Below are 24,937 nucleotides of genomic sequence, written 5' to 3' on the forward strand. Positions count from 1 at the left end.
GCCGGTGAGGTGAGGTTCACCGGCGGATGATGTCGAAGATCATGCCTTCGAGCGTGACGCCGGGCGCGAAGGAGAACGCCACGCCCGTGGAGATCGGGCCGGTCGATTCGGTCTGCGCGATCATGCGTTCCAGCACGAAGATCAGCGAGACGCTCAGCATGTTGCCGTGCTCGGCCAGAACGTCCCAGCTCAGCGCCGCCGTCTCGGACGCGAGGCCCAGCGAGCGCGCCGACTCCTCGATGATCTTGGGTCCACCCGGGTGGATGGCCCACAGGTCGACATCGGCTTTGCGCAATCCGTTGGCCGCGAGGACCTCGGTGACCACGGGATCGACGCCGTTGTAGATGTATTGCGGCAGGTTCTCCGACAGCTCGCAGGTGATGCCGCTGTTGTTCACACCCAGCACGATGCCGTCCTCGGCGTCGTCGAGCAGGTGACTGAAACTGTCGCGGATCACGACACTGCCCGGCTTCAGCGGCTGGTGGACCTGGCTGGTGCCGATGACCACCGCACCGCACCCGTCGCCGAACAGGCTGTGGGTGATGACATCGTTGACATCGTCGTCGAACACGGCGTTGACCGAGCTCAACTCGATGCAGATCAGCATCGCCTTCTTGTCCGGGTGCGCCCGAACGTAATCGACGGCGGTGCGCATACCGTTCATCGCGGCGGCGCAGCCCATGAAGTTCACGACGACGCGGCTGACCTTGGGCGAGAGGCCCAGCTGTTTGACCACGGCGACATCGACCCCCGGGGCGATGAAGCCGGTGCTGGTGACGAAGACCAGCATTCCGATGTCCGACTTGTCCTCGATGCCCGCGACCGCGCGTCCGGCCACGTCGACGGCCAGCGGAACCGCGTGCTCGTAGAACAGGTTCATCCGCTCGCGGATGGTGCCGGGTTTGCGGCTGTATTCCAGGAATTCGGGGTCGAGCGGATCGACCGCCAGGCGACGGGTGTCGATTCTGGTCTTCTGATAGATACGGGCGATCCTGGTCCGCTGCTGTTCGTCGCCGAACAGTTCGGCCACCTGTCCGGCGGCCGCGGCCTGGTCGAATACCTGTGCGGGCGAACCCGTCGCGATACTTTCGATCACACCCACTGTGATCGGCGGCGCCGGCGGCATCATGCGCTCGGCGAGATCGTGCCCGTGCTCCCCATCCGCCAGGTGGCGGGTTGTCCCCAGGCTGCGAACGCTGCCTTCCTCGATCGTTACAGACACGACTCTCTACCTTTCGAAATAAATGTGTTGAACTCACCGCCTGCGAGTGGATGACGTGGCGGACGAACTGTTGATATGAATCGGAATCGAGTCAGACCGTGCCGATTCCGGTGAACCCCTGAACCGTGTAGACGGCGCAGGTCTTCAGAGCCGATGGCGAGCAGTGCTCGCGGACGAAGCCCCAATCGCGCTCCTTGGCCTCGTCCGACCGCGAGAGCAGATAGGTCCTGATCTGTTTCGGGAACCGGTCGGTGAAGAAACTCTTCGCCGGAATCCACTCCACGCCGAATTTCGCGGCCTCCTCGCGCAGGACGTCCTCGGTGGCGATATTGGCGAATCCGCTGCGCTGGTAGGGCAGGACGTGGTGGACGCGATGCGAACTCAGACCGGCGGAGAGGAAGCAGTCGACGTAGCGGTTACCGACGACTTTGAGGTCGTAGGCCTGCTCGAGCTGGTTGACGCCCCAGTCCTCGGTATCGGTGTGCAGTTCCTCGGTCTCCAATTCGAAATCGTGGCTGGCGACGACGAGGAAGGTGCTGATCCACAGCGAGAACACGAACTGCAATGCCCAGGCCAGGAAGTCACCCGCCGCGACGAACAGCGCCAATTCGGCCACCAGCAGGAAGCGCACGCCGAACGATCCGATGAAATGCGGCAGCGCGCCGCCCCAGGTCCCGTACATCTCCTTGACGCCGACCTTTCGGGTCAGCCTGCAGACGTCGAGCAGTCGGATGGTCATGCCGGTGAGCGTGTGCCCGAATTTGTGGATCGTGTGGATCGGTATCCGGTACAGCCGCGGCACCCGCATCATCATCGTGAAGACGTTCTTCTTGATGTCGACTTCGCTCTGGGTGTGCGGGTGGTGCAACAGCGCGTGGCCGTCGGCGGTGACGAACGCCAGCGCTACGTAGTTGAAATCGAAGGCGTTGGTGTAGACCTTGTTCATGCCCTTCTGGGCACGGTGGATCGCGTAGTGGCCGAAGCCCGCCAGCGAACTGCGCAGCAGCACCATCGCGATCACGAAGATCGGCAGCGGCATCCAGCCCGGTTCGGCCAGTCGCAGACCCTGGACCGCGAAGTAGGCGACGGCCAGCAGCGCGACGACGATGTTGAAGATCGTGTCCATTCGCTTGATCCGGGCCGCCAGCTCGGGATTGCGCAGCCGCGCCTTGACCTTGTGCAGCAGGTCTTCCTTGTTGTCGAAGCTGTACTTCGGGGTGTCGCGCCAGCTGTCGAAACCCTCGTTGAACAGGAAGTCCGGCGCGTTGTTGGTGGGATGGATGTCCTCGGGAAGGGCGTCGCGGTTCAGCGAATACCGCTGCAGCATCCGCTCGACCGCCTCGGGATTCTTGTGGTACGAGCCGATGATCGAGGTGATGTCGCGGTTTTTCGTACGGCCGATGAAGAACTCGCCGCCGGGATGCTTGGAGATCCAGTCGCTGAGGTCGTAGGCTTTGCCGTTGTACACCCACACGTTCGAGATCGGCGGTGGGCCGTCCGGAGCGGGAGGCCGACGGAATTCCTGTTCGGCTGCCGACTGGTCGGCGGTGCCCTGTTCCGTGGTGGCCGTTTCGGCGGTGATCGGTACGGTGGCGACCAGTTCGGTTGTGGCCTTCTCATCCACGTCGGGCTGGGTGTTCGTCATCGGTGTTCCTTCGTTGCTGATTCGCGGTCGGACGGCCGTATCGCTTCCGGCCGGAGGTTTTTCGAGGCATTCCTCGCGAAGTGCGTGGGGCGCGATAGTCGGTTGATCCGGGGTATTTCCCCTGGTCGCACCTGCCGTCCGAATGCTCATGGACAGTATCGTGCTTGCAGCGCCTAACGTCTCACTAAACAATCCCTTAACCCGTATCGCGGTCGCGGCGGGTTCGCCCCCGGGTCTATGCGAGAAGACCGATCACAGGGTAACGTCGGCGCCCGCAGCAGTTCCAGACCGTGGTTCGGCCAAGGGTCGGCCGCATGGACCCGGTCAATCGGGACGGCTTCTCCGTCAGGCGAAGTGCTGCATACTACGACTCAGCCGACAGCAGAAGCTGCCGGCTTCAACCCTGGTCGATGGACCATATGCACTCTCTGGGGGCAGAACATGAGTGACTTGTCAACGCGCACTTCAACAACTCTCAAACCTCGGATCGGCAGGCTTTCGCCGGTGCGATTCGGCACCGTCGCGATCGCGGCCTCGCTGTTCGCGGCGGTCGTGACCGGCTGTGGCTCGGACGATTCGAGCACCACTTCCACCGCGGCGACGGCGACCGGCCCGCTGCCGGAAGCCACCCAGATCGTGCAGGAATCCGCCAAGACCACCCAGACCCTGCAGGCGGTCCACCTGAACCTGGCCGTCACCAACATCCCGAACCTGCCGGTCGAGACGGTTTCCGCCGATGTGACCAACCAGCCGCAGGGCGCCGGTGCGGCGCAGGGCGAGGCGAAGGTCCGCACCAAGCCGGACGCGCCGTTCATCAAGGCGAAGTTCGTCGTCGTCGACAAGTCCATGTGGGCGCAGCTCGAGGACGGCAAGTACGCCGATCTCGGTCCCTCGGAGAAGATCTACGATCCGGGCGTCATCCTCGACAAGGACAAGGGCCTGGCCAATGTCATCGCGAAGGTGCAGAACCCGAAGGTCGAAGGACGCGAGACCATCGAGGGCACCGCGGTCGTCAAGGTGAGCGGAACCATCGACGCCTCGGTCATCGACCCGATCGTGCCGAAGTCCGGTGACGGTGGCGGCTCGCTCCCGATCACGCTCTACATCGCCGATGTCGCTCCGCCGAGCGGTTCGGAATCGGTGCAGCCGTCGGCCGCCCCCTCGACCGGCGCCGGCCCGAACCTGGTCCGCGCGGTCATCAAGAAGGGCGACGGATCGATCAACGTGACGCTGTCCAACTGGGCCAAGCCGGTGACCGTCACCAAGCCCCAGGGGTAATTGCGCAGCAGTAACTCTCGGCTGAGAAACCGGTCGGGTACGCGGAAAGTCGGCGGTCGCCGTCTACCGCGCACCCGGCCGGTTTTCGTATGTCCTGTGGATAACTCGCGGTTCGCCGGAATCGAGTTGTGGCGGAACCCTTCGCCGATACTGTGGACAGCTGTGCACGGCTCGCGACACCCAGCGATGGTCGCGTGCGCTAGCCGTGTGTACCGCGCTGCGGAAGTTCGAGCACCAAGCGCGCGCCGCCCAGCGGGCTGTCGGCGAAATACGCGCGCCCGCCGTGCAACTGGGCCTGCTGGGCGACCAGGGCGAGGCCGAGTCCCGATCCGCCCTTACTGGCCTGGCTGCCGCGGAAGAAACGTTCGAAAACCGCCGCGCGCTCCTCGGCGGGCACCCCGCGGCCGTTGTCGTCGACGGTGATCACGATGCGGTCCGGCGCGGTGCGGTGCGCCGAGACCAGGGCTCGGGTGGCGCGGCCGTGTTTGAGCGAGTTGGCGAGCGCGTTGTCCACGGCCAGGCGCAGACCGGCGGGCAGACCGCGGGTCACCAATTCGGCGTCGGTGTCGATATCGACGGTGAGACCGGGGAAGTGGCGCATGGCGTCGTGTGCGGCCTGGTCGCAGATATCGCCGACATCGGTGTCGACATGATCGCGGGCGTTGGTCAGATCGCCGGTGGCGAGTCGTTCGAGCGCGGCCAGCGTCGTCTCGACGCGTCCCTGACTGCGTTGCAGGTCGGCCAGGATCTCGGTGCGCTGAGCCTCGTCCAGGTCCAGGGTTGTCAGTACTTCGAGATCGGTGCGCATCGCGGTGAGCGGGGTGCGCAATTCGTGCGCGGAGACGGCGGCGAAATCGCGCGCGGTCTCCAGCGCGGCGGCCGTTCGGGACTGTGCCTGGTCGACGCGCGCCAGCATGGTGTTGACGGCGTCGGCGAGTTTCTCGGCCTCCCGTACACCCGAACCGTCCACGGGCGGACGGGGATCGTCGGCTTCGGGGTAGGCGCTGTGGGCGCTGACCTGACGGGTGAGATCCACGATCGGACGCACCGCGCGACCCGCCAGCAACCAGCCGAGCGCCGCCGTCGCGGCGATGGCGAGCAGCGCTCCGGCGAGCACCCAGCGCTGTTGCTCCTCGGTTGCTCGCGCGGCCTCCTCGGCCGGGATCCCCAGCGAGACGGTGCGGCCCTGCGGCTGGTTCTCGGATGTGGTCAGAATGCGATAGGGGGTGCCGTCCACCTCGGCGGTATGCGAACCGGTCGGCAGGTCGGGTAACTCGGTCGTACTGCTCGCGAGCACGGAACCGTTCTCCCGCACCGTCACCGCGATCTGGTTGTTCAGTCCGGTGAGGCCGACCAGGCCGACCGCGATGACCGGTTCGATCAGGACCAGACGCGAGGCGAGGGCCAGTTGCTGATCGCTCTGCTGGAGGTTGTTGCGCTCGATCGCGCGAATACTGATCAGGCTGAGCAGGGTCACGATGATCACCGCGCCCATCGCCGCCGCTCCCGCGACCCTGGTGCGCAGTGAGAACGTCCGTCGCCGCCGCCCGCGTCGCCGCCCTCGTCGCTCCGTCGGAGCCGAGGTCATTTCGGCGCCCGGAGGACGAACCCCACTCCGCGAATGGTGTGCAGCAGCCGGGGGGTTTCGCCGATCTCGAGTTTGCGGCGCAGGTATCCGACGAAGACGTCGACCACATTGGTGTCGGCCGCGAAGTCGTAACCCCACACCAGTTCCAGCAGCCGTTCCCGGCTGAGCACCACACCGGTGTTGCGCGCCAACGTCGACAGCAGTTCGAATTCCCGCTTGGTGAGCTCGATTTCCTCGCCGTGCAGGATCGCGCGATAGCCGTCGACATCGATCTCGAGCGGACCGACGGTGATCGCGCCCGGCGTCGGCGTCGGGGGAGTGTCGGACCGGCGGCGCAGCAATGCCTTGATACGCGCTACCAGTTCGGCGAGCACGAACGGTTTCACCAGGTAATCGTCGGCGCCGGACTCCAATCCGGAGATACGGTCGTCGACCGAGGCGCGCGCGCTGAGCACACAGATCGGCACCTCGTTGCCGAGGGCGCGCAGCGCGGTCACCACGCCCGCGCCGTCGAGCACCGGCATATTCATATCGAGCACGATGGCGTCCGGCGCGTGTTCGTTCACGCTGCGCAGCGCCGCGGCTCCGTCACGGGCGACGAGCACCGTGAATCCGGAAAGCCTGAGTCCACGCTCGACCGAGCCGAGAACGTCCTCGTCGTCATCGACGACGAGGACGGTCGGGGTCGTAGTCACCTCGGGCATTGTCGCCTCTCCGCGTTCGCCGGTCGTTGGTGTCATCAAGAGTCTCGCACCGGGCCGGTTGTTCGGCGGAAGGCTGGAGTCTGGCGTGCCTGAAACCGGGTCAGTAGTTGTGGCAGACCGCCGCCACGGTGGCGATCGTCTCGGCCAGTTCGGCCGCGCGCGGATCGTTCTCCGCCTGCTGGGCCGCTTCCGGGTTCTGGTCGATGCGACGCTGCAACTCGGCGCGACGCTGTTCGACGGGCTGGTCGAACGAGCGCTGCAATTCGGCCTTCTGGCTGGGGTTGGCGTCGAGCAACGCGGCCAGCTGCGGCGATTCCACATGCAGTGCGGCGTCGACCTGGGCGAAGGTGCAGTCGCTGTTGAGCAGCGGCGCGACCAGATCGTTCGGCGCCGCCGCGGCGATGCCGGGACTCAGGAGTACCGCCGCGCTCGCGACACCACCCGCGGCGAGAGCGGCGAGGGTGGTACGGCTGCGAAAACGCTTCATTGTGCCTCCAGATAACGGTTCGTGTTAACGAATTACCCCGTCGACGCTATGGCGTCGCGCTGGCACCGGGTTGAACTCTTTCTGAGAGATCTATGAGAGACCGACCGCGACCGATCGGAGTCAGGCGGGGGTGGCCGGATCGGCGTCCGAGGACGAGGGAATCGGCGCGATCGGAGTGCGCCCGGACAGGATCTGATCGGCGAGCGCGACCAGCACCGCGGGGTCTTCGATGGTGGAGGGAATGTCGTAGTCCTCGCCCGCGGTGATCTGCCTGATGGTCTTGCGCAGGATCTTTCCGGAGCGGGTCTTGGGCAGCGCCGAGACGATGATCGCGTCGTGCAGGGCGGCGATCGGGCCGATCTGTTCGCGCACCAGGACGGTCAGTTCCTCGCGCAGTCGCTCGGGCGCGATGTCCGCGAATTCGCCGCCCTCCTTGAGGACCACGTAGGCGACCGGCCGCTGACCCTTGAGTTCGTCGGCGAGCCCGATGACCGCGCATTCGGCGACGGCGGGATGCCCGGAGATGGCGGCCTCGATACTGCCCGCGGACAGCCGATGCCCCGCCATGTTGATCACGTCGTCACTGCGTCCGAGGACGAAGAGATAGCCGTCGTCGTCGAAGTAACCGGAGTCGCCGGTGAGGTAGTGGCCCGGAAAGGCCGACATGTAGGAGCGGACGAAACGAGGTTCGTCCTGCCATAGGCCGGTGAGCGCCCCGGGGGGCAGGGGTAGCCCGACGACGATATTGCCCTCGGTGTTGGCGGGGACGGGGTTGCCTTCGGCGTCGAGCACCCGCAGCCGGAAGCCGGGAACCGGCACCGACGACGACCCCGATTTGATCGGCAGCGGCTGCAACCCGAGCGGGTTCGCGCAGATCGGCCAGCCCGTCTCGGTCTGCCACCAGTGATCGACCACCGGGCAGTCCGGCCGGTGGGCCAGCAGCGTCGTCGACGCCCACTCGTAGGTCGCCGGATCGAGCCGCTCACCGGCGCAGAACAGCGCGCGCAACGAGGACAGGTCGTGCTGGGAGGCCAGCGTGGCCTCGGCGTCGGCCTTGCGGATGGCGCGCAACGCGGTCGGTGCGGTGAACAGCACCCGCACCTTGTGTTCGGCGACCACGCGCCAGAACGCGCCCGCGTCCGGGGTGCCGACCGGTTTGCCCTCGTAGAGCAGGGTGGTCGCCCCGACAAGCAGCGGCGCGTAGACGATGTAGGAGTGGCCGACGACCCAGCCGACGTCGGACGCGGCCCACATCACCTGTCCTGGACCGACGTCGTAGATGTTGGTCATGGACCAGGCCAGCGCGACGGCGTGACCGCCGTTGTCGCGGACGACGCCCTTGGGCTTACCCGTCGTCCCCGAGGTGTAGAGGATGTAGAGCGGATCGGTCGCGGCGACCGATACCGGATCGGCGGGTTCGGCGTCGAGTATCGCGTCGTCCCAATCGAGCCACCGCGCGGCGATGGTCTCGCTCGAACTCGGCAGGGATTCCGTCGCCTCCTGCGGTGCGGGGAAATTGATCGTCTGGAACTGCTTGCGCTGTTTGACGATCACCGCGCGCGGCGCGTTCGTCTCCGCTATTTCCAGTGCACGCAACACGATCGGCGGATATTCGATTTTGCGATGCGGTTCGAGGCCGCCGGAGGCGGTGATGATCAAAACCGGTTCGGCGTCATCGATTCGGGCCGCGAGTTCGGGTGCGGCGAAGCCGCCGAACACCACCGAATGCACCGCGCCGATTCGCGCGCACGCCAGCATGGCGATGACGGCTTCGGGAATCATCGGCAAATAGATGACGACCCGGTCGCCGGTCGTGACGCCGAGGCGCCTCATGGCCCCCGCGAATATCGAAACCTCACGCAGGAGTTCGGCATAGGTGTATACGCCCCTGGCACCGGTCATCGCGGAGTCGTAGATCAGCGCGGGCTGTTCGGCACGGCTGCCCGCTCCTTCGGCGTCACCGAGTACGTGGCGATCGAGCGCGTTGAACGAAGTATTGAGACGGGCGTCGGGAAACCACCTGGCGACGGGACGTGCGTTCGTATCGATGATCTGCGTGGGCGCGACGTCCCAATCGATGGCCTCAGCAGCGGTTGTCCAGAACTCGGCAGGGTCGACCAGGCTGGTCTGATAGACCGGCCGGTACTCGTGCTTCACGCTCAAACTCGTGACTCCCTAGCCTCGCCTCGATGCCCGCCTCGATAGATCTGCATGATTGTGGCAGACTTCACGCGACGCCCGGGCGGGTGGCACGACCTTTGGGTTTGTCTGGAAAAGGCAGGTCAAGCCCCGTAGCCTTACCGGATGTCACCCAAGCTGTTACTGATCCGTTAGAATCTGATGTCACTTATTTGGGCCGTCGTAGACGCAATTTCTCGGCCAGCCGCAGTTCTCGGCCAGCTCCAACCGTCGAGCCAGCATGCGATTGTGGAGGCTCGCTGATGGCGCGGGTTGGGGCCAGTTTGGAAAGTGAGTGGGAGATGCGTGACGCCGCAAGGCCCGGCAGTAAGCGCTGGGCGCTCGGCAATTGGGACCTGCGCTGGAAGGTTACGGCGGTTCTCGCCGTGCCGCTTGCCGTCGCGGTCGGCCTCGGCGTGTCGAGGATTACCGCCGAGTTCTCGAACGCGCAGCGGCTGGAAGCCGTCGCGGAGAACATCGAGGCGATTCCGGCCGTCACCGGGCTGAGTGCTGCCTCGGCGACGGTCGCCGGTTCGCAATTGGTCTCACTCAACGGCCAGACCGTGGTGACCGACAAGGACCTGAGCGACCTCGACGAGGCCATCACCAGGGCGCAGTCGGCCACCTCGAAGCTGAAGACCCGGCCCGAGTCGCGCGCGATGCTCGAGAACATGATCACCGAAGCGAGTGCGCTGCGGACCAAGGGCAAGGCCCCGGCCGCCACCTCGGCGGAATCCATCGACGCGATCGACCGGATCCGCAACTTCAGCGTCCGGATCGTCGAGACCACGGTCTCCCAGGTCAGCGATACCGCCACCGACTCGGCCCGCCTGCGGCTGGTCGACGCGCTCAACACCCGCGCCACCGTCGTCGGTGAGCTGGCCGCGTTCGCCGAGATCCTCAAGCGTCAGCCGGACGCGCTTCAGAACTTCCTGGTCGCCTCCGCGACCGAACGTCAGATGCTGAACGTGCTCGCGCACCGGTTCCCCGACGGTGATACCGCAATCGCTGACCTGCGCGCGGGCGTGCAGACCCGAGTCGACCTCATCACGAGTCCGGAAGCGCAGGCGGGCCGGATTCCGCTGGGTGAGTCGAAGGCCTCGATGACCGGCAGTGTCGATGTCTACGAGCGTGTCGTCGCGAAGGCGACCAAGGACATCGAGACCTCGATGAACGCGCTCTCCAGCAAGGCCAACACCGACGCGTGGACCTACACCGCCGTCGTCATCGCCACCATTCTCGCGGCGCTGCTGCTCGCGGTGTTCGTCGCGCGGTCGATGATCGTGCCGCTGCACCGACTGCGACTCGCCGCGTTGCGCGTGGCCGAGAGCGATCTGCCGCACGAGGTCTCCCAGCTGCGCGCGGGCGCGTCGCCGGAGGATGTGCCGCTGGAGCCGATGCCGGTGCGAAGCACCGAGGAGATCGGCCAGCTGGCGCGTGCCGTCGACGATATCCACGGCCAGGCCCTGCGCCTGGCCAGTGATCAGGCGCAGATGCGCTCCCAGGTCAACGACATGTTCGAAACCCTGGCACGGCGCTCGAAATCCCTCGTCGACCATCAGCTCAGCCTCATCGAGGCGATGGAGTACGACGAGAAGGACCCGCGCCTGCTGGAGAACCTGTTCCGGCTCGACCACCTCGCCGCCCGTATGCGCCGTAACGGCGACAACCTGCTGATCCTCGCCGGTACCAAACAGCGCCGCGCGAAGTCGGCGCCGGTCGAGATCGCCGACGTCCTGCGCGCCGCGATCTCCGAGGTCGAGGACTACGAGCGGGTCAAGCTGGGCGCGACGCCGCGCGGTTCGCTCAAGGAACCCGCCGCCTCCGACATGGCGCACCTGTTCGCCGAGCTGCTCGACAACGCGCTGCGGGCCTCTCCGCCCGAGACCGACGTGAAGTTCACCTTCGCGCAGGCCCACGACCAGGGCATGCTGATCGAGGTGGCCGACCGGGGTATCGGTATGCCGCCCGCCGAGATGTCCGATATCAACCGCAGGCTCGAGCAGACCGCCGAGCCCGGCCCCGACACCGCCCGCCACATGGGTCTGTTCGTGGTCGGCAGGCTCGCCGAGCGGCACGGTCTGACCGTGCGGTTGCGCCCGACCTTCGACACCGCGCGCGACCCGGGCGTCACCGTCACGGTGCACGTACCCGTCGGGTTGATCGTCGCGGGCCAGCCGATCAGCGCGCAGCCGGTCACGCCGAGTCCGGTCCAGCAGTCGCCCAAGCAGGCGGGTCCGCAGCGGCCGTCGACCGGATCGTCCATGCAGACGCGCGCGGTCACCCGCACCCCCGGCGGCAACATGATGGTCACCGTCGACCCCGGCGTCAGCGGTCCGATCCCGATCACCAAGCGACCCGGCGCCCCGACCCCGTCGGCGGCCGGCGGCCTGCCCCAGCGTCAGCCGGGATCGGCGATGTCGCAGGGCGCGGATCAGGCCCAGTCCGGTCCGACCCTGCGTCCGACACCGGGCCAGACTCCGCCGCCGGGACCTCAGCGCGGCAAACTCGCCGCCGCGAACATGCCCAAGCGCAACCTCGGCCCCGGTGGGCCGGGCGGACCCGCGGGTCCGGGACGACCCGGTGGCCCGGGTGGTCCCGGTGGGCCCAGCGTGATCGGTCCCGGACCGGCGGGCGGCGCGAAACCGCCGTCGCGTGAACCAGCCTCCGGTGAGCTACCCCAGCGCCAGCCCGGCGCCAACGGTGTGCCCGCGGCCGGTGGTCCGCCGTCGGCGGGCGGCGGTCTTCCGCAGCGTCAACCCGGCGCCAACGGAGCCCCGACGCGCGATCCCGCGGCCGGTGGTCTTCCGCAGCGTCCGATGAACGGCATGCCGCCGCGCGAGCCGACCGTCGGTGGTCTTCCCACCAGGGAGCCCGGCGCGAGTGGTCTGCCGACCCGGGAGCCGGGAGCCCAGATCCCCCAGGGTCTGCCGCAGCGTCAGCCCGCGGCGAACCAGCCGAGGGAGGGCGCCCCCACCGGTGGTCTGCCGACCCGTGAACCGCTCGGCGGCGGTCTTCCGCAGCGCGAGCCCGGCGCGAGTGGGCTTCCCACCCGCTCACCCGGCGCCAACGGGGCTCCGTCCCGCGACGCGGGGCCCGGTGGTCTGCCGCAGCGTCAGCCGGGTGGTCTGCCCCAGCGCGAGCCCGCGTCGGGAGCACTGCCGACACGTGAGCCCGGCGCGCAGACCCCGACGGGTCTGCCGCAGCGTCAGCCCGCGGTGAGTCAGCGACTGGACAGCCCGTCCGGTGGCCTGCCGACCCGCGAGCCGCTCGGGAACGGTCTGCCGCAGCGTCAGCCGGGCGCGCAGACCCCGACGGGTCTGCCGCAGCGCTCACCCGGTGCGAACGGTCCGCGTCGCGAGGTCGTGCCGCCGGGAGTCGGTCTGCCGCAATCGGATCGCTTGACCGCGCCGTCGGACGCCGACGCGGGCGAAACCGGCCAGGGCGTGCGCGATCCCGGTAAGCACAGCTACCGTTCCAACCCAGCGAAGGCTGCCTCGTTCTTCCAGACTCGACTGCAACCCGCGGCCGAGACGGGGGCGACGATGGACAGTCCGATCTTCGCCGAGATGATGTCGTCGTGGCTCTCGGATCCGAATCCGGACCGGTCCCAGGTAGCAGCCGCCTTCGATTCACCCGGTGACGAAGGCTGGCAGGCCGCCAGGCGGGCCAGCGAAGCACAGGCCGAAACAAAAACCGCCGCTGGGTTGCCGCAACGCAATCCGGGCGGGAGGCTGGTCCCCGGCGCCGTCAACGGTGCTGTGGATCGAGCACCGCGCCGAGATCCGGAATCCATCAGGTCGAGCCTGAGTCGCCACCAAAAGGGCGTCCAGGACGGCCGCGCAATGAAGGCACCGAACCTAACCGGAGATAAAGGAGACCGATGAACCCCGATCTAGGTGGTACGAATCGTCAGCTGGATTGGCTGGTTTCGAACTTCGCCAACGAGGTTCCTGGCGTAGCTCATGCCGTCCTGGTCTCGGCTGACGGACTACTCATGGCCGCGAGCGCTCAGCTTCCCGTCGATCGCGCCGAGCAGCTCTCGGCCGTGACCGCGGGACTTGCCAGCCTCTCGGTCGGCGTCTCGAATCTGTTCGAGGGCGGCACCGTCCTGCAGTCGGTCGTGGAAATGGAACACGGCTACCTGCTGTTGATGGCTGTCGGCGACGGCTCCTACCTCGCTGTCCTGACCAATACGTCCTGCGATATCGGACAGGTCGGATACGAGATGGCGTTGTTGGTCGAACGTGTGGGTCAAACGGTGCAGGCCACCCCGCGCGTCACGATGGGTTCCTGATGGTGGGATGGACATAGAAGATCACCGCATGGGAAGCTCCGAGCCCAGTCTCGTTCGCCCCTACTCGCTGACCGCGGGCCGTACCAGGCCCGCGGTCGAGTTGGCGCTCGAGGCACTCGTGGCATCGCATCCGGTCGCCCTGGAGCGGCAGTTCGAACTGACCAACATCGAGACGTCAATCGTGGAGTTGTGCAGAGAATCGCCGTCCGTCGCTGAAGTAGCGGCACGTTTGGGTATTCCGATAGGCGTGGCACGAGTACTCGTGGCAGACCTCATCGAAGCCGGGCATGTCCGCGTTTCGGCGACTTTGAAAGACGATTCCAGCGACGATGAACGTCGCGAGCTGATCGAAAGGGTTCTCAGTGGACTCCGGCGTATATGATTCGACGGCGCAGGTCGACACCCGCACCAGCAAGCCGACCTCGGCGAAGATCGTGGTCGCGGGTGGGTTCGGTGTCGGCAAGACCACGATGGTCGGTGCCGTCTCGGAGATCGTTCCGCTGCGCACCGAGGCATTGGTGACCAACGCCAGTACCGGTATCGACAATCTGACCGGCATTCCGATGAAGTCCACCACCACGGTGGCCATGGACTTCGGCAGGATCAGCCTGGCCGATGATCTGGTGCTGTATCTGTTCGGTACACCGGGCCAGTACCGGTTCTGGTTCATGTGGGACGACTTGATCCGCGGCGCCATCGGCGCGGTGGTGCTCGTCGACACCCGCAGGCTGGAGGACAGCTTCGCGGCTGTCGACTATTTCGAAGCGCGCAATCTGCCGTTCTTGGTGGCGCTCAACGAATTCGATGATTCGCCGCGGTACCCGATCGAGGATATTCGGCAGGCCCTCGCGGTCCCCGCCGATGTCCCGATCCTGTCCATCGACGCCAGGCGCAGAGAACCGGCCAAGCAGGCACTCGTCTCGCTCACCGAATACGCCCTGCGCAAGGTGATGCAGGGCTACTGATACTCGGTCCCGACGCGGCGGTAGTCCGTGGCGTCGGGTTCGAGTGCGGTGGTCGAATATCCGCGCTCACCGCTGTGACGCGTCGCCCGATATGCTCGCGCGATGCGGATTTCGGCGCGGGAGTTGCTCGGGCAGTTGCTCGACGCGGAGTCGTTCGTCAGCTGGGACCGGCCGCCGTTGGCGGTACCGGCATCCGAGCGGTACCGCGAGGATCTGCGCAAGGCCGCCGTCGCCTCCGGCACCGATGAAGCGGTGCTGACCGGTGAAGGGCTGCTTCGTGGTCGGCGCGTGGCCGTCATCGCCTGCGAATTCGGATTTCTGGCCGGTTCGATCGGGGTGGCCGCCGCGGAGCGGATCGTCGCCGCGGTGGAGCGGGCCACCGAACTGGGCCTGCCGCTGATCGCCTCGCCGACCTCCGGCGGTACCAGAATGCAGGAGGGCACCGTCGCCTTCGTGCAGATGGTCAAGATCGCGGGCGCCGTCGCCGAACACAAGACCTCCGGCCTTCCGTACGTGGTGTATCTGCGCAACCCGACGATGGGCGGAGTCTTCGCGTCCTGGGGTTCGCTGGGGCACATCACTTTCGCCGAACCGGGCGCGCTCATCGGCTTCCTCGGTCCCCGGGTGTACAAGGCGCTGTACGACGCGGATTTCCCGGAGGGTGTGCAGACCGCCGAGAATCTCTACCGCAGCGGTGTGATCGACGGCGTGGTCCCCGTCTCGGTTTTCCGCCGTATCGCGCACCGAGCGCTGAGTGTGTTCGGTGGTGTTCCGCTCACGGATAGCGTTGTAGCGCCGGAAGTTTCGAATGAACTGCCGAATAGTACTGCTGCGAACAGTGATTCGAGCGTCCAGCCGTCACCCCGTCCTTCCGGCGCCGATGCCTCCGAAGACGAAACCGACACGTGGCATTCGGTTTTGATCTCCCGCAGGCCGGATCGCCCCGGCATCCGCGACCTGTTGCGCCACGTGACCCAGCGGGTGCCGCTCAGCGGCACCGGACAGGGCGAGTCGGACCGGACCGTCGTACTCGCGCTGGCCAGGTTCCGTGGCAGGCCGTGCGTCGTCTTCGGCCACGACCGCTCCAATCAGCGGGGTGAGAACACGATGGGCCCGGCCGCGCTGCGTGAGGCCCGCCGCAGCATGGCGCTGGCCGAGGAACTGCGACTACCGCTGGTCCTGGTGATCGACACCGTCGGCGCAGCGCTGTCGAAAGAGGCCGAGGAACGCGGCCTCGCCCCCGAAATAGCCCGGTGCATAGCCGATCTGGTGACCGTGCGCACCCCGACCGTCGCGGTGCTGCTCGGCCAGGGCACCGGCGGCGGCGCGCTGGCGCTGCTACCCGCGGACCGCGTTCTCGCGGCCACGCACGCCTGGCTCGCCCCGCTGCCGCCGGAAGGCGCGAGTGCCATCGTCTACCGGGATACCGGCCATGCCCCGGAATTGGCCGCCGCCCAACGGATCGGCGCCGAGCAACTGCGCGCGGACGGCATCGTGGACCGGATCGTCGCCGAATTGCCCGACGCCGCCGACGAACCGCACGAATTCGCCCACCGCATGGTCAGCGCCGTCGCCGAGGAGTTGACGCGCCTGGCCGCGATCGACCCGGTGCGACTGCGGCGTTCGCGTGGCGCGCGGTACCGCAGACTCGGCGTCCCCGCTTCGCGCTGAATCGGGCATCGCGGGCCGCCGACGCCCGAACCACGCCCGAATCCTCGGCCGCGCAGGCACCCGAGCAGGCACGATCGTGCGAAACGACCCGGCCAACACACCCGCTCGCTCGTTGACGGTTCGCGCGCGCACTTCTACGGTCGAAGAGGTGACCTTCCGTAGCGAGACTTCCGCCGTGCCACCGATCGTGCTGAACGACGGGAACGTGATCCCGCAGCTCGGCTTCGGTGTGTTCCAAGTTCCGTCCGACGAGGCGTTCCCGGTGGTGCAGGCCGCACTGGAGGCGGGCTACCGCAGCATCGACACCGCCGCCATCTACGGGAACGAGGAGGGCACCGGCCGTGCCATCCGCGAATCCGGACTACCGCGCGACGAGGTCTACGTCACCACCAAACTGTGGAATTCCGAGCAGGGCTACGATTCGACGCTGCGCGCGTTCGACGTCAGCCTGAAGAAACTCGGTCTGGACTACCTCGATCTGTATCTCATCCACTGGCCGGTCGCCGTCGCCGACAGATTCATCGACACCTTCCGCGCCTTCCAGGCGCTGAAGAAGGACGGCCGGGTCCGCTCGATCGGTGTCTCGAATTTCACAGAGGCGCATCTGCAACGGGTCATCGCGGAAACCGGTGAGATCCCCGCGGTGAACCAGATCGAATTGCATCCCAGGCTCGCGCAGCGCGCACTGCGTGAGTTCCACGCGAACAACGGCATCGCGACCGAGGCGTGGAGTCCGCTCGGGCAGGGCACGGTGCTCGACGACCCCGCGGTCACCGCCATCGCCGAGGCGGTGGGGCGCACCCCGGCCCAGGTGATCATCCGGTGGCATCTGCAACTCGGGAACGTGGTCATCCCCAAATCGGTGACACCCTCCCGGATCGTCGCCAATTTCGACGTCTTCGGTTTCGAGCTGACCGGCGACCAGATGGCCGCGATCGACGGTCTCGACAGCGGCGGCCGCATCGGCCCCGATCCGGACGAGTTGACCGCGGGCCTGTGATCAGTTCGTCGCCAGATATCGGGTGAGTTCCACCGCGGCGGCGCGGCCGGCGCGTTTGGCGCCGACTGTGCTCGCCGACGGGCCGTAACCGATCAGGTGGATGCGCGGGTCGACGGCGACCCGGGTGGCGAGGCTTCCGGTCATCGTGATCCCGCCGCCGGGCCCGCGCAACCGCAGCGGCGCGAGATGATCGAGCGCGCTGCGGAATCCGGTGGCCCACAGGATGACGTCGACGTGCTGGAAGCTCCCGTCGGCCCAGCGGACCCCGTCGGGTTCGATCCGGTCGAACATGGGCAGCCGCCGCAGCGCGCCGCGTTCTCGCGCCGCTCGCAGCCGATCGTCGAGCCGCAGACCGGTGACCGAGACCACCGACCCCGGCGGCAGTCCGCGTCGCACCCGATCCTCCACGACGGCGACCGCGTCGCGGCCCGCCCGCGGGGTGAACTCTGAGTCGAGGAACACCGGTTCCAGCCTTGTCACCCAGGTGGTGGTGGTGACCTGCGAGATCTCGTCGAGTAATTGCACCGCGGAGATACCGCCGCCGACCACGAGGACATGTTCGCCCGCGAAGTCGGCGGCCTCGCGGTAGTCGCGGGTATGCAGTTGGCGGCCAGCGAAGGTTTCGGCGCCGGGGTATCGCGGGACGAACGGGTGCTCCCAGGTGCCGGTCCCGTTGATCAGTCCGCGCACCCGGATGGTGTCGGCGGTGTCGGTCTCGGCGGCGAGCACCTGACCGCGGCCGTCGCAGCGTTGCCCGTCGGCGGTGCGATCGCAGACGACCCGGACCGAGACCGGACGGTGTACCCGCAGGTCGTAGCGCTGTTCGTACTGCGCGTAGTAGTGCGGCACCGCCGTGGCCGCCGCGACGTCGTCCGATCCCGCGGGCAGGGTCTCGGCGAAGGACATTCCCGGCAGATCGTGCACTTTGTTGACCGTGCTCAGGGTGAGTGACGGCCAGCGGAACTGCCAGGCGCCGCCGGGACCGGGCGCGTGGTCGACGACGAGGAAATCCACTTCCGGCCGCAGCCCGAGCCGCTTCAGGTGATAAGCCGCCGACAGCCCGGCCTGACCAGCGCCGATCACCAGGATGTCGAAATCTGTCGGCACAGCCGCCGATGCTATCGCCTTCAACGGTCCCGGCTCCCGGCTGTGGCACAGTGAAGGTATCGAAACGACACGGTGAGTTGGGGAGGATGCATGCTCGGAGTCAGCCGTGATGGTGACGTCGTCACGATCGAACTACGACGTGAGGAACGTCGTAACGCGCTCAACGAGGAACTCGTGTTGATGCTGCGTGAGGCCGTGCTGGCCGCCGTCCGCGAACACGCCAGGGTGATCGTGCTCACCGGAGACGGTCCGATCTTCTGTGCGGGCGCGGATCTGTCCGGGGTCTATTCCGATGATTTCCTGCACGCGTTGCAGGACATGCTGCACACGATCGAGGCCGCCCCGATTCCGGTGATCGCCGCCATCAACGGCGCGGCGCTCGGAGCGGGGGTGCAGCTGGCGCTGGCCTCCGACCTGCGGGTGGTCGACCCCGACGCCTATATCGCCATCCCCGCCGCCAAGCTGGGGATCTCGGTGGACCGCTGGACGGTCCGCAGGCTGTCCGCCATCATCGGCGGCGGCCCGGCCCGCACCATCCTGCTCGGCGCGGACACGGTCTCGGCCGCCGACGCCTACACCTTCGGGTTCGCCAACCGGCTCGGTACCCTCGCCGACGCACAGGCGTGGGCGAAATCCATCGCCGAACTCGCGCCGTTGTCGCTGCGGCACCTCAAGCTGGTGTTCAATGACGACGGAACACGCGAACCCGATACCGCGCAGCAGCGCGAGGCGTTGCAGGCGGCGTGGACCAGCGCCGACGCCGAGGAAGGGCGGCTGGCCAGGCAGGAGAAGCGTACGGCCAAATTCGTCGGCCGATGACGGCCGGTGCTGAGAACAGGTAGGGCGCGATGACGAATATGCGCAAGATCCTCGGTGTCGCGGCGGGAGCCGTCGGCCTGGCCTGGGTGGTGCGAGCCGCGTGGGGCATCCCGTCGGCGATCGGTGCGTCGATCTCGGCCATCCAGCCGTACGCCACCGGCGCGGCCACCTATCGCAATCGGCAGTTCCACAACACCGAGCCGAGCAGTCAGATCGCCGCGGGCTCGGCTCCCGGGCTGCTGTTGTCCGCGATGACCAAACGTGGCGTCGGCCGTCCGACCCGCCCGGTTCCGCTGCGCGCCCCCGAATTCCCCGCGCAGGCCTCGGATCTGGCGGTCACCTGGTACGGCCACGCGACCGCGCTGATCGAGGTGGACGGCTACCGTATTCTCACCGATCCGGTGTGGAGCGAACGGGTTTCGCCGTCGACACTGGTCGGCCCCGCCCGGCTGCACCCGGTGCCGACGCCGTTGTCGCAGCTGCCGGAGGTGGACGCGGTGATCATCTCCCACGATCACTACGACCACCTGGACAAGGCGACGCTCAAGGCCCTCGTCGTCGGTCAGTCGACCCCGTTCCTGGTTCCGCTCGGTATCGGCGCGCATCTGCGGCACTGGGGTGTCCCCGAACATCGGATCATCGAATTGGATTGGGGCGCTTCGGTATCCCTGGCCGCGCTCGGTCGCGAACGCGACGGCACCGACCTGGTGCTCACCTGCACCGAGGCGCGCCACTTCTCCGGTCGCGGACTGGTCCGCAACACCACCCTGTGGGCGTCGTGGTCGATCATCGGGCCCACCCGTCGCGTCTACTTCGGCGGCGACACCGGCTATACCAAGGCCTTCGCCGAGGCGGGCGCCGCGCTCGGTCCCTTCGACCTGACCCTGCTTCCGATCGGCGCCTACGACGAACACTGGCCCGACGTGCACATGAATCCGGAGGAGGCGGTGCGTTCGCACGCCGATCTCTGTACCGGCGATCCGGGTCACGGCGTCCTGGTGCCCATCCACTGGGCGACCTTCAATCTGGCCTTCCATGGATGGTCGGAACCGGTGCGTCGGATGGTGGAGGCCGCTCGGGTGGCGGGTACAACTGTCGCGGTGCCGATGCCGGGTCAGCGCATCGACGCCGCAGGCCTCCCACCCGGTGAAAAATGGTGGGAGGATATGGGGTAGCACCCATTTTTTCGACTCGAGTCCGGTTCGGCGATATGAAAGGAACGACGGCATGAGTCTGGCGGACACACTCAAAGGTTTGGTCGGTAAAGGCAAGGACGCCGCGGCCAAGAACGCCCCCAAAATCAACGAAGCGGTCGACAAAGCGGGCGACTTCATCGATCAGAAGACCAAGGGCAAGTACTCCGACAAGATCGAGAAGGGTAAGGAGGCCGCCAAGAAGGTGGTCCCGCCCGAACAGCCGGGTCAGCCGGGTCAGCCCGGCCCGAAGATCTGACAGGTGGCGGGGGCCGGTGTAGTGCCGGTCCCCACCGCAGGAATTGAAATACGGTGTCCCGCCGGAGGTTCCGCGGTGGTCCCGGCGAGCCGGATGTCGATGTCGAGCTGAGCAATCTCGACAAGGTGTTGTATCCGGAGACGGGAACCACCAAGGGCGAGGTGATCGCCTACTACTCGGCCGTCGCGCCCGCCATGCTGCCGCATATCGCCGGTCGTCCGGTCACCAGGAAACGGTGGCCGAACGGGGTCGACGCACAGTCGTTCTTCGAGAAGAATCTGCCCTCGCACGCGCCGTCCTGGATCCAGCGGCGCACGATCGAACATTCCGATCGCCCGGTGCACTATCCGCTGATCGATTCCGAAGCCGGACTCGCCTGGATCGGCCAGCAGGCGGCGCTGGAAGTCCATGTGCCGCAATGGCGTTTCGACGGCGGGGAGATCGGCGCGGCGACCAGGCTGGTCTTCGACCTCGATCCTGGGCCGGGCGCGGGCCTCGCCGAATGCGCGCGGGTGGCGCTGCTGGTGCGCGAGATGATCGACGGCATCGGATTGCGCGCGTTCCCGGTGACCAGCGGCAGTAAGGGTATCCACCTGTATGTCCCGCTGGCCCGGGCGCTGAGCCCGGGCGGTGCGTCGACCGTGGCCAAACAGGTCGCGACCAATCTCGAGAAATTACATCCCGACCTGGTCACCGCGACCATGGCGAAAGCGGTGCGACGCGGGAAGGTCTTCCTGGACTGGAGTCAGAACAATCCGTCCAAGACCACCATCGCCCCCTATTCGATGCGCGGGCGCAGCATCCCCAATGCCGCGGCGCCGCGCGGCTGGGACGAGATCGAGGACCATGATCGGTTGCGGCACTTGCGATTCGACGAGGTGCTCGTCCGCTTTCGTGACGACGGCGATCTGCTGGCCGATCTCGATCCACCCGTCACCGCCGCACGATCGGGCGGAACACCCGTCGACGCGCTCACCACCTACCGCTCGATGCGCGATCCCGGCCGCACCCCCGAGTCGGTGCCCGCGACGGTTTCCGGCGAAGGCGCGGGGGACCGGTTCGTCGTCCAGGAACATCACGCGCGTCGGCTGCACTGGGATGTGCGTCTCGAACGCGACGGCGTGCTGGTCTCCTGGGCGGTGCCCAAGGGGCCGCCGACCTCTCCGGAGCAGAACCGCCTCGCCGTGCACACCGAGGACCATCCGCTGGAATACCTGGACTTCCACGGTGAGATCCCCCGGGGCGAATACGGCGCTGGGCAGATGACCATCTGGGATTCGGGCACCTACGAGACCGAGAAGTGGCGTGATGACGAGGTCATCGTCGAATTCCGAGGCACCCGACTGACCGGCCGCTACGCGCTGATCCGGACCGACGGCAAACAGTGGCTGATGCATCTGATGCGCGATCAGCCGGGTTCCGGCGACGGCGCGTCCGAATCCGGCCGTGCCGAACCGTCGAACGGGATCCTCGCGCCCGCGCGCGATCCCGTGCCGTTGCCGCGCGGTCTCGCGCCGATGCTGGCCACGCCGGGAGCCGTCGGCGAACTGGACGCCGACGAGTGGTGCTTCGAGACGAAATGGGACGGATTCCGTCTCCTCGCCGAAATAGATTCAGGTACGACGACTCTGCGCAGCCGCGCGGGCAACGTGGTGACCCGCCGCTATCCCGGCATCGCGGCCATCGCCGACGAATTGGCCGGACACAGTGCGGTTCTCGACGGTGAGGCGGTGGTCTTCGACGATCACGGCGTCGCCAACCTCGGGCTGTTGCGGGCGGATCCGGCACACGCGATCTTCGTCGCCTTCGATGTGCTGCACCTGGACGGCACATCGCTGCTGCGCAAACGGTATTCCGACCGCCGCAGCGTGCTGGAGGCCCTGGCCGCGAACGCGCCGTCCATCCTCGTGCCGCCGCACCTGGACGGCCCCGGATCGACGGCACTGGATCAGAGCACCCGGCTGGGAACCGAGGGCGTGGTCGCCAAACGCAAGGATTCGGTCTATCTGCCGGGCAAACGCGGACACTCCTGGGTCAAGGAACGCAACTGGCGCACCCAACGCGTGGTGGTCGGGGGCTGGCGGCGCAGCGAGGCCCGGGAATTCAAATCGCTGCTGGTAGGAATTCCGCACGGCGGCAAGCTCTACTACGTCGGCCGGGTCGGCACCGGATTCGGCGATACCGAAATGCGCGAACTGGCCCGGCGTCTGAACAGGTCGGCGCGCAAGACCAGTCCGTTCGACAACGACCTCACGGCGGACGAAGAGCGCGACGCGGTGTGGGTCACCCCGGCGATCACCGGCACCGTCCGTTTCATGAACTGGACCGAAACCGGACGACTGTGGCATCCGGCCTGGCTCGGCGAATCCGACTAGGGCGAAGCGCCCGGTGTTTGCCGGAGGTTGCCGAGTCGGGGTGATTCGGTTGTCTCACGGCTGAATTCGGTACCGCGATCATAGACGGCGGACGATCGCAGGCGACTCGAGTGCCGGTCGTTGCCCCATTGCCGGGCGCGCGCCACCGCAGTACCGTCGAGGGTCCGCGAGATCGACACCTCGAAGAACAGGGGAGGCGCGATGCGGTCCCAAGGTAGTTTGCCGACCGCGCCGGGAGCCCCGGCGCGCACGTACGGAATTCGGCGGATTCTGCTCGCCGTCCTCTCGATGATCGCCGCACTGTCGCTCGTCCCGGTGCACTCGGCAGGCGCGGATCCGGCCCCGCCGGAGGCGGATCCGTTCTACGCCGCGCCGGAAGATCTGTCCGGGTACGCGGCGGGCGCGGTCATCCGGTCGCGGCCGATCGCGATGTTCGGTCTGCCGCTTCCGGTCTCGGCCCGGCAACTGCTGTACCGGAGCACCGATTCGTACGGAGCGCCGATCGCGAACGTGGCGACCGTGCTGGTGCCGAATCTGCCGTGGTTCGGCGGGGCGCGCCCGGTGCTGGCCTACCAGGTCGCCGAGAACAGCATCGGGTCACGCTGCGCGCCTTCGCACGCGCTGCACGGCGGCTGGCCCACCGGCTGGAACACGCTCGTGGACTCACCGTTCATGGCCGCGGCGATGTTGCGGGGATGGGCTGTCGTCGTCAGCGATTACGAGGGGCCGGATTCCCGCTTCCTCGACGGGGTGAACTCGGGTCGCGGCGTGCTCGACGGCGTCCGCGCGGCACTGGCCTCGCAGCACGGCGGTATCGGAGCGTCGAGTCCGGTCGGGGCGTACGGATATTCGGGCGGCGCGTACGCGACCCTGTGGGCCGCGGAACTACAGCCCGAATACGCGCCCGAATTGCGGTTGGCCGGTATCGGCGCGGGCGGCGTGCCCGCCGATTGGGCGGCGATCGCGGACGGCGTGCAGGGCACGACCCAGGCCGGTCTCGCGTTGCTGATCGTGCACGCGATCACGCGCAACAATCCGGAGGCGGGCCTGGTCGACCTACTCAACGATCGTGGGCGGGCGATGCTGGTGGAGGACGCGGGCGCGTGCGGCGAGGAACTGATCTTCAAATACGGCGGCGCGCGCGTGGACGACTTCTCCACCGCACCCGGCCTGTTGTGGCATCCGAGATTCCAGGCGGCACTGCGATCGCAGGAGTTGGGCGGTCGCCTCCCGGCGACGTCGATGTATCTGTACCACAGCACATCCGACAATGTGATTCCCGTGGCCGGGTTCACCGGGTTGGCGACCCGCTACTGCGCGCTCGGCGCGGATCTGGTCGGGCGGCATTCGCCCGTGCCCGGCCACAATCCGGTCGCGGTGGCCGAGGTGACCGGCGCGTTCGACCACCTCGCCGACCGTTTCGCGGGATATCCGCACGCGCCGGGATGTCTGGCGCGCTGAGCTAATTCGGCTTCGTCGCGAACTTGGATGTCCCGGGCGGGGCGGTGAACGTGCTGAGCATTTCGATCGCGGCGATGACCAGGGCGGGCCCGCCGACGATGAGGGTGCCGACGATGCCGCCGATGGCGGCGCCGGTGGCCACCGTGCCGATTCCGACGATGCCGCCGAGGAAACCGATGAGGCCGATCCCGGCGCCGATCGCCGTGCCGACGAACGTGCCGATGGCCGTGGCGATTCCGAACTGCGTCTCGAACTCGGATTGGGCGCGCAGATTCTCGATGGCCGAGGCCACCGGCTTCACCCGCACCGGCCGGGCGTGTTCACGGTCCTGGACCACGGTGAGTTCGAGGACGGTGGCGGCCTCGCGCACGGCGTGTGGCAGCGGGAATTCCATGCCGTTGGCCTGAAACGACAGCGGCAGCGTGGTGACCGCGTTACCGGCCTCGTCCTCGATGGTCACCGTATCCCCGGTGACCTCGAAGGTTCCGTGGGTGAGGGTGGTGACGATCTTATTGCCGACCAGACGCATGTCGTATCCGATATCGGGAAGTTTCGCCTCGACGGGCTGCGCGTGGGTGACACCCGCGCCGACGGTGACGGCGACGGCGAGCGGTACCGCGGCCGCGGTGATCTTTCGGAGAATCATTTTCCGGGTCGTCCAATCTTCATCAGTTCAAGCCCAACGCAT

General features: G+C 67.2%; 20 protein-coding genes. 12 read left to right on the forward strand and 8 right to left on the reverse strand.

All coding sequences use genetic code 11. The features are described 5' to 3' along the window. Positions 1 to 16: 16 nt before the first annotated feature. Together DAT37_RS14855 and DAT37_RS14860 are read right to left on the reverse strand one after the other, a co-directional pair. On the reverse strand, positions 17 to 1,129 hold the full coding sequence (locus tag DAT37_RS14855) for a type III polyketide synthase (RefSeq protein WP_198654294.1): 1,113 nt from the start codon (positions 1,127 to 1,129) through the stop codon (positions 17 to 19). 184 nt (positions 1,130 to 1,313) lie between these two features. Further along, positions 1,314 to 2,705, reverse strand: a complete 1,392-nt coding sequence (locus DAT37_RS14860) for a fatty acid desaturase (protein WP_332873332.1) — start codon at positions 2,703 to 2,705, stop codon at positions 1,314 to 1,316. A gap of 603 nt (positions 2,706 to 3,308) precedes the next feature. Between DAT37_RS14860 and DAT37_RS14865 the strand changes: the two genes are divergently transcribed. Continuing rightward, positions 3,309 to 4,145, forward strand: a complete 837-nt coding sequence (locus DAT37_RS14865; RefSeq protein WP_109525297.1) for an LppX_LprAFG lipoprotein — start codon at positions 3,309 to 3,311, stop codon at positions 4,143 to 4,145. 199 nt (positions 4,146 to 4,344) lie between these two features. On the opposite strand, the gene DAT37_RS14870 is transcribed toward DAT37_RS14865, so the two are convergent. The 4 genes from DAT37_RS14870 to DAT37_RS14885 form a co-directional block, all read right to left on the reverse strand. Beyond that, the gene (locus DAT37_RS14870; RefSeq protein ID WP_109525298.1) at positions 4,345 to 5,733 is read right to left on the reverse strand and encodes a sensor histidine kinase; all 1,389 of its coding nucleotides are present in this window, start codon (positions 5,731 to 5,733) and stop codon (positions 4,345 to 4,347) included. Then, complete coding sequence (locus DAT37_RS14875) at positions 5,730 to 6,437, reverse strand: response regulator transcription factor (RefSeq protein WP_109525299.1); 708 nt, start codon at positions 6,435 to 6,437, stop codon at positions 5,730 to 5,732. The genes DAT37_RS14870 and DAT37_RS14875 overlap by 4 nt, the downstream gene beginning before the upstream one ends. 100 nt (positions 6,438 to 6,537) lie before the next feature. After that, positions 6,538 to 6,924: a hemophore-related protein gene (locus DAT37_RS14880; RefSeq protein ID WP_109525300.1), complete on the reverse strand. Its 387-nt coding sequence runs from the start codon at positions 6,922 to 6,924 to the stop codon at positions 6,538 to 6,540. A 120-nt stretch (positions 6,925 to 7,044) separates the two neighbouring features. Further along, positions 7,045 to 9,087, reverse strand: coding sequence for an AMP-binding protein (locus DAT37_RS14885; RefSeq protein WP_109525301.1), 2,043 nt, complete (start codon positions 9,085 to 9,087; stop codon positions 7,045 to 7,047). 317 nt (positions 9,088 to 9,404) lie between these two features. Here DAT37_RS14885 and DAT37_RS46045 point away from each other — a divergent pair, with 317 nt between their 5' ends. The 6 genes from DAT37_RS46045 to DAT37_RS14915 all read left to right on the forward strand — a co-directional run bounded on the left by DAT37_RS46045 (position 9,405) and on the right by DAT37_RS14915 (position 17,035). Further along, positions 9,405 to 12,989, forward strand: a complete 3,585-nt coding sequence (locus DAT37_RS46045; RefSeq protein WP_109525637.1) for a sensor histidine kinase — start codon at positions 9,405 to 9,407, stop codon at positions 12,987 to 12,989. Next, complete coding sequence (locus DAT37_RS14895) at positions 12,986 to 13,399, forward strand: roadblock/LC7 domain-containing protein (protein WP_011207200.1); 414 nt, start codon at positions 12,986 to 12,988, stop codon at positions 13,397 to 13,399. The genes DAT37_RS46045 and DAT37_RS14895 overlap by 4 nt, the downstream gene beginning before the upstream one ends. 7 nt (positions 13,400 to 13,406) lie before the next feature. Beyond that, positions 13,407 to 13,781: a DUF742 domain-containing protein gene (locus tag DAT37_RS14900; protein ID WP_109525302.1), complete on the forward strand. Its 375-nt coding sequence runs from the start codon at positions 13,407 to 13,409 to the stop codon at positions 13,779 to 13,781. After that, positions 13,762 to 14,364, forward strand: a complete 603-nt coding sequence (locus DAT37_RS14905; protein ID WP_198654271.1) for a GTP-binding protein — start codon at positions 13,762 to 13,764, stop codon at positions 14,362 to 14,364. The genes DAT37_RS14900 and DAT37_RS14905 overlap by 20 nt, the downstream gene beginning before the upstream one ends. 102 nt (positions 14,365 to 14,466) lie before the next feature. Continuing rightward, entirely contained in the window at positions 14,467 to 16,035 is a 1,569-nt protein-coding gene (locus tag DAT37_RS14910) for a carboxyl transferase domain-containing protein (RefSeq protein WP_109525303.1), read from the forward strand. Between the two features lie 148 nt (positions 16,036 to 16,183). Then, the gene (locus tag DAT37_RS14915) at positions 16,184 to 17,035 is read left to right on the forward strand and encodes an aldo/keto reductase (protein ID WP_109525639.1); all 852 of its coding nucleotides are present in this window, start codon (positions 16,184 to 16,186) and stop codon (positions 17,033 to 17,035) included. Here the strand turns inward: DAT37_RS14915 and DAT37_RS14920 are convergent, their stop codons facing one another. Further along, on the reverse strand, positions 17,036 to 18,142 hold the full coding sequence (locus DAT37_RS14920) for an NAD(P)-binding domain-containing protein (RefSeq protein ID WP_109525304.1): 1,107 nt from the start codon (positions 18,140 to 18,142) through the stop codon (positions 17,036 to 17,038). It lies immediately after the preceding gene. 90 nt (positions 18,143 to 18,232) lie between these two features. Here DAT37_RS14920 and DAT37_RS14925 point away from each other — a divergent pair, with 90 nt between their 5' ends. From DAT37_RS14925 to DAT37_RS14950, 5 genes are all read left to right on the forward strand, one after another. Next, entirely contained in the window at positions 18,233 to 18,961 is a 729-nt protein-coding gene (locus DAT37_RS14925) for an enoyl-CoA hydratase (RefSeq protein ID WP_109525305.1), read from the forward strand. Positions 18,962 to 18,999: 38 nt separating this feature from the next. After that, positions 19,000 to 20,136, forward strand: a complete 1,137-nt coding sequence (locus DAT37_RS14930) for an MBL fold metallo-hydrolase (RefSeq protein ID WP_109525640.1) — start codon at positions 19,000 to 19,002, stop codon at positions 20,134 to 20,136. 52 nt (positions 20,137 to 20,188) lie between these two features. Then, positions 20,189 to 20,413, forward strand: coding sequence for an antitoxin (locus DAT37_RS14935; protein WP_109525306.1), 225 nt, complete (start codon positions 20,189 to 20,191; stop codon positions 20,411 to 20,413). 53 nt (positions 20,414 to 20,466) lie between these two features. Next, entirely contained in the window at positions 20,467 to 22,788 is a 2,322-nt protein-coding gene (locus DAT37_RS14940) for an ATP-dependent DNA ligase (RefSeq protein ID WP_109525307.1), read from the forward strand. Positions 22,789 to 22,989: 201 nt separating this feature from the next. After that, positions 22,990 to 24,249: a lipase family protein gene (locus DAT37_RS14950; protein WP_109525309.1), complete on the forward strand. Its 1,260-nt coding sequence runs from the start codon at positions 22,990 to 22,992 to the stop codon at positions 24,247 to 24,249. Position 24,250: 1 nt separating this feature from the next. Here the strand turns inward: DAT37_RS14950 and DAT37_RS14955 are convergent, their stop codons facing one another. Then, positions 24,251 to 24,895 carry a hypothetical protein gene (locus tag DAT37_RS14955; protein WP_109525310.1) on the reverse strand — a complete coding sequence of 215 codons (645 nt, stop codon included), beginning with the start codon at positions 24,893 to 24,895 and terminating at the stop codon, positions 24,251 to 24,253. Positions 24,896 to 24,937: the final 42 nt, after the last annotated feature.

It is taken from the genome of Nocardia aurea (genome assembly GCF_003123685.1).
In the GTDB taxonomy this organism is placed as follows: domain Bacteria; phylum Actinomycetota; class Actinomycetes; order Mycobacteriales; family Mycobacteriaceae; genus Nocardia; species Nocardia aurea.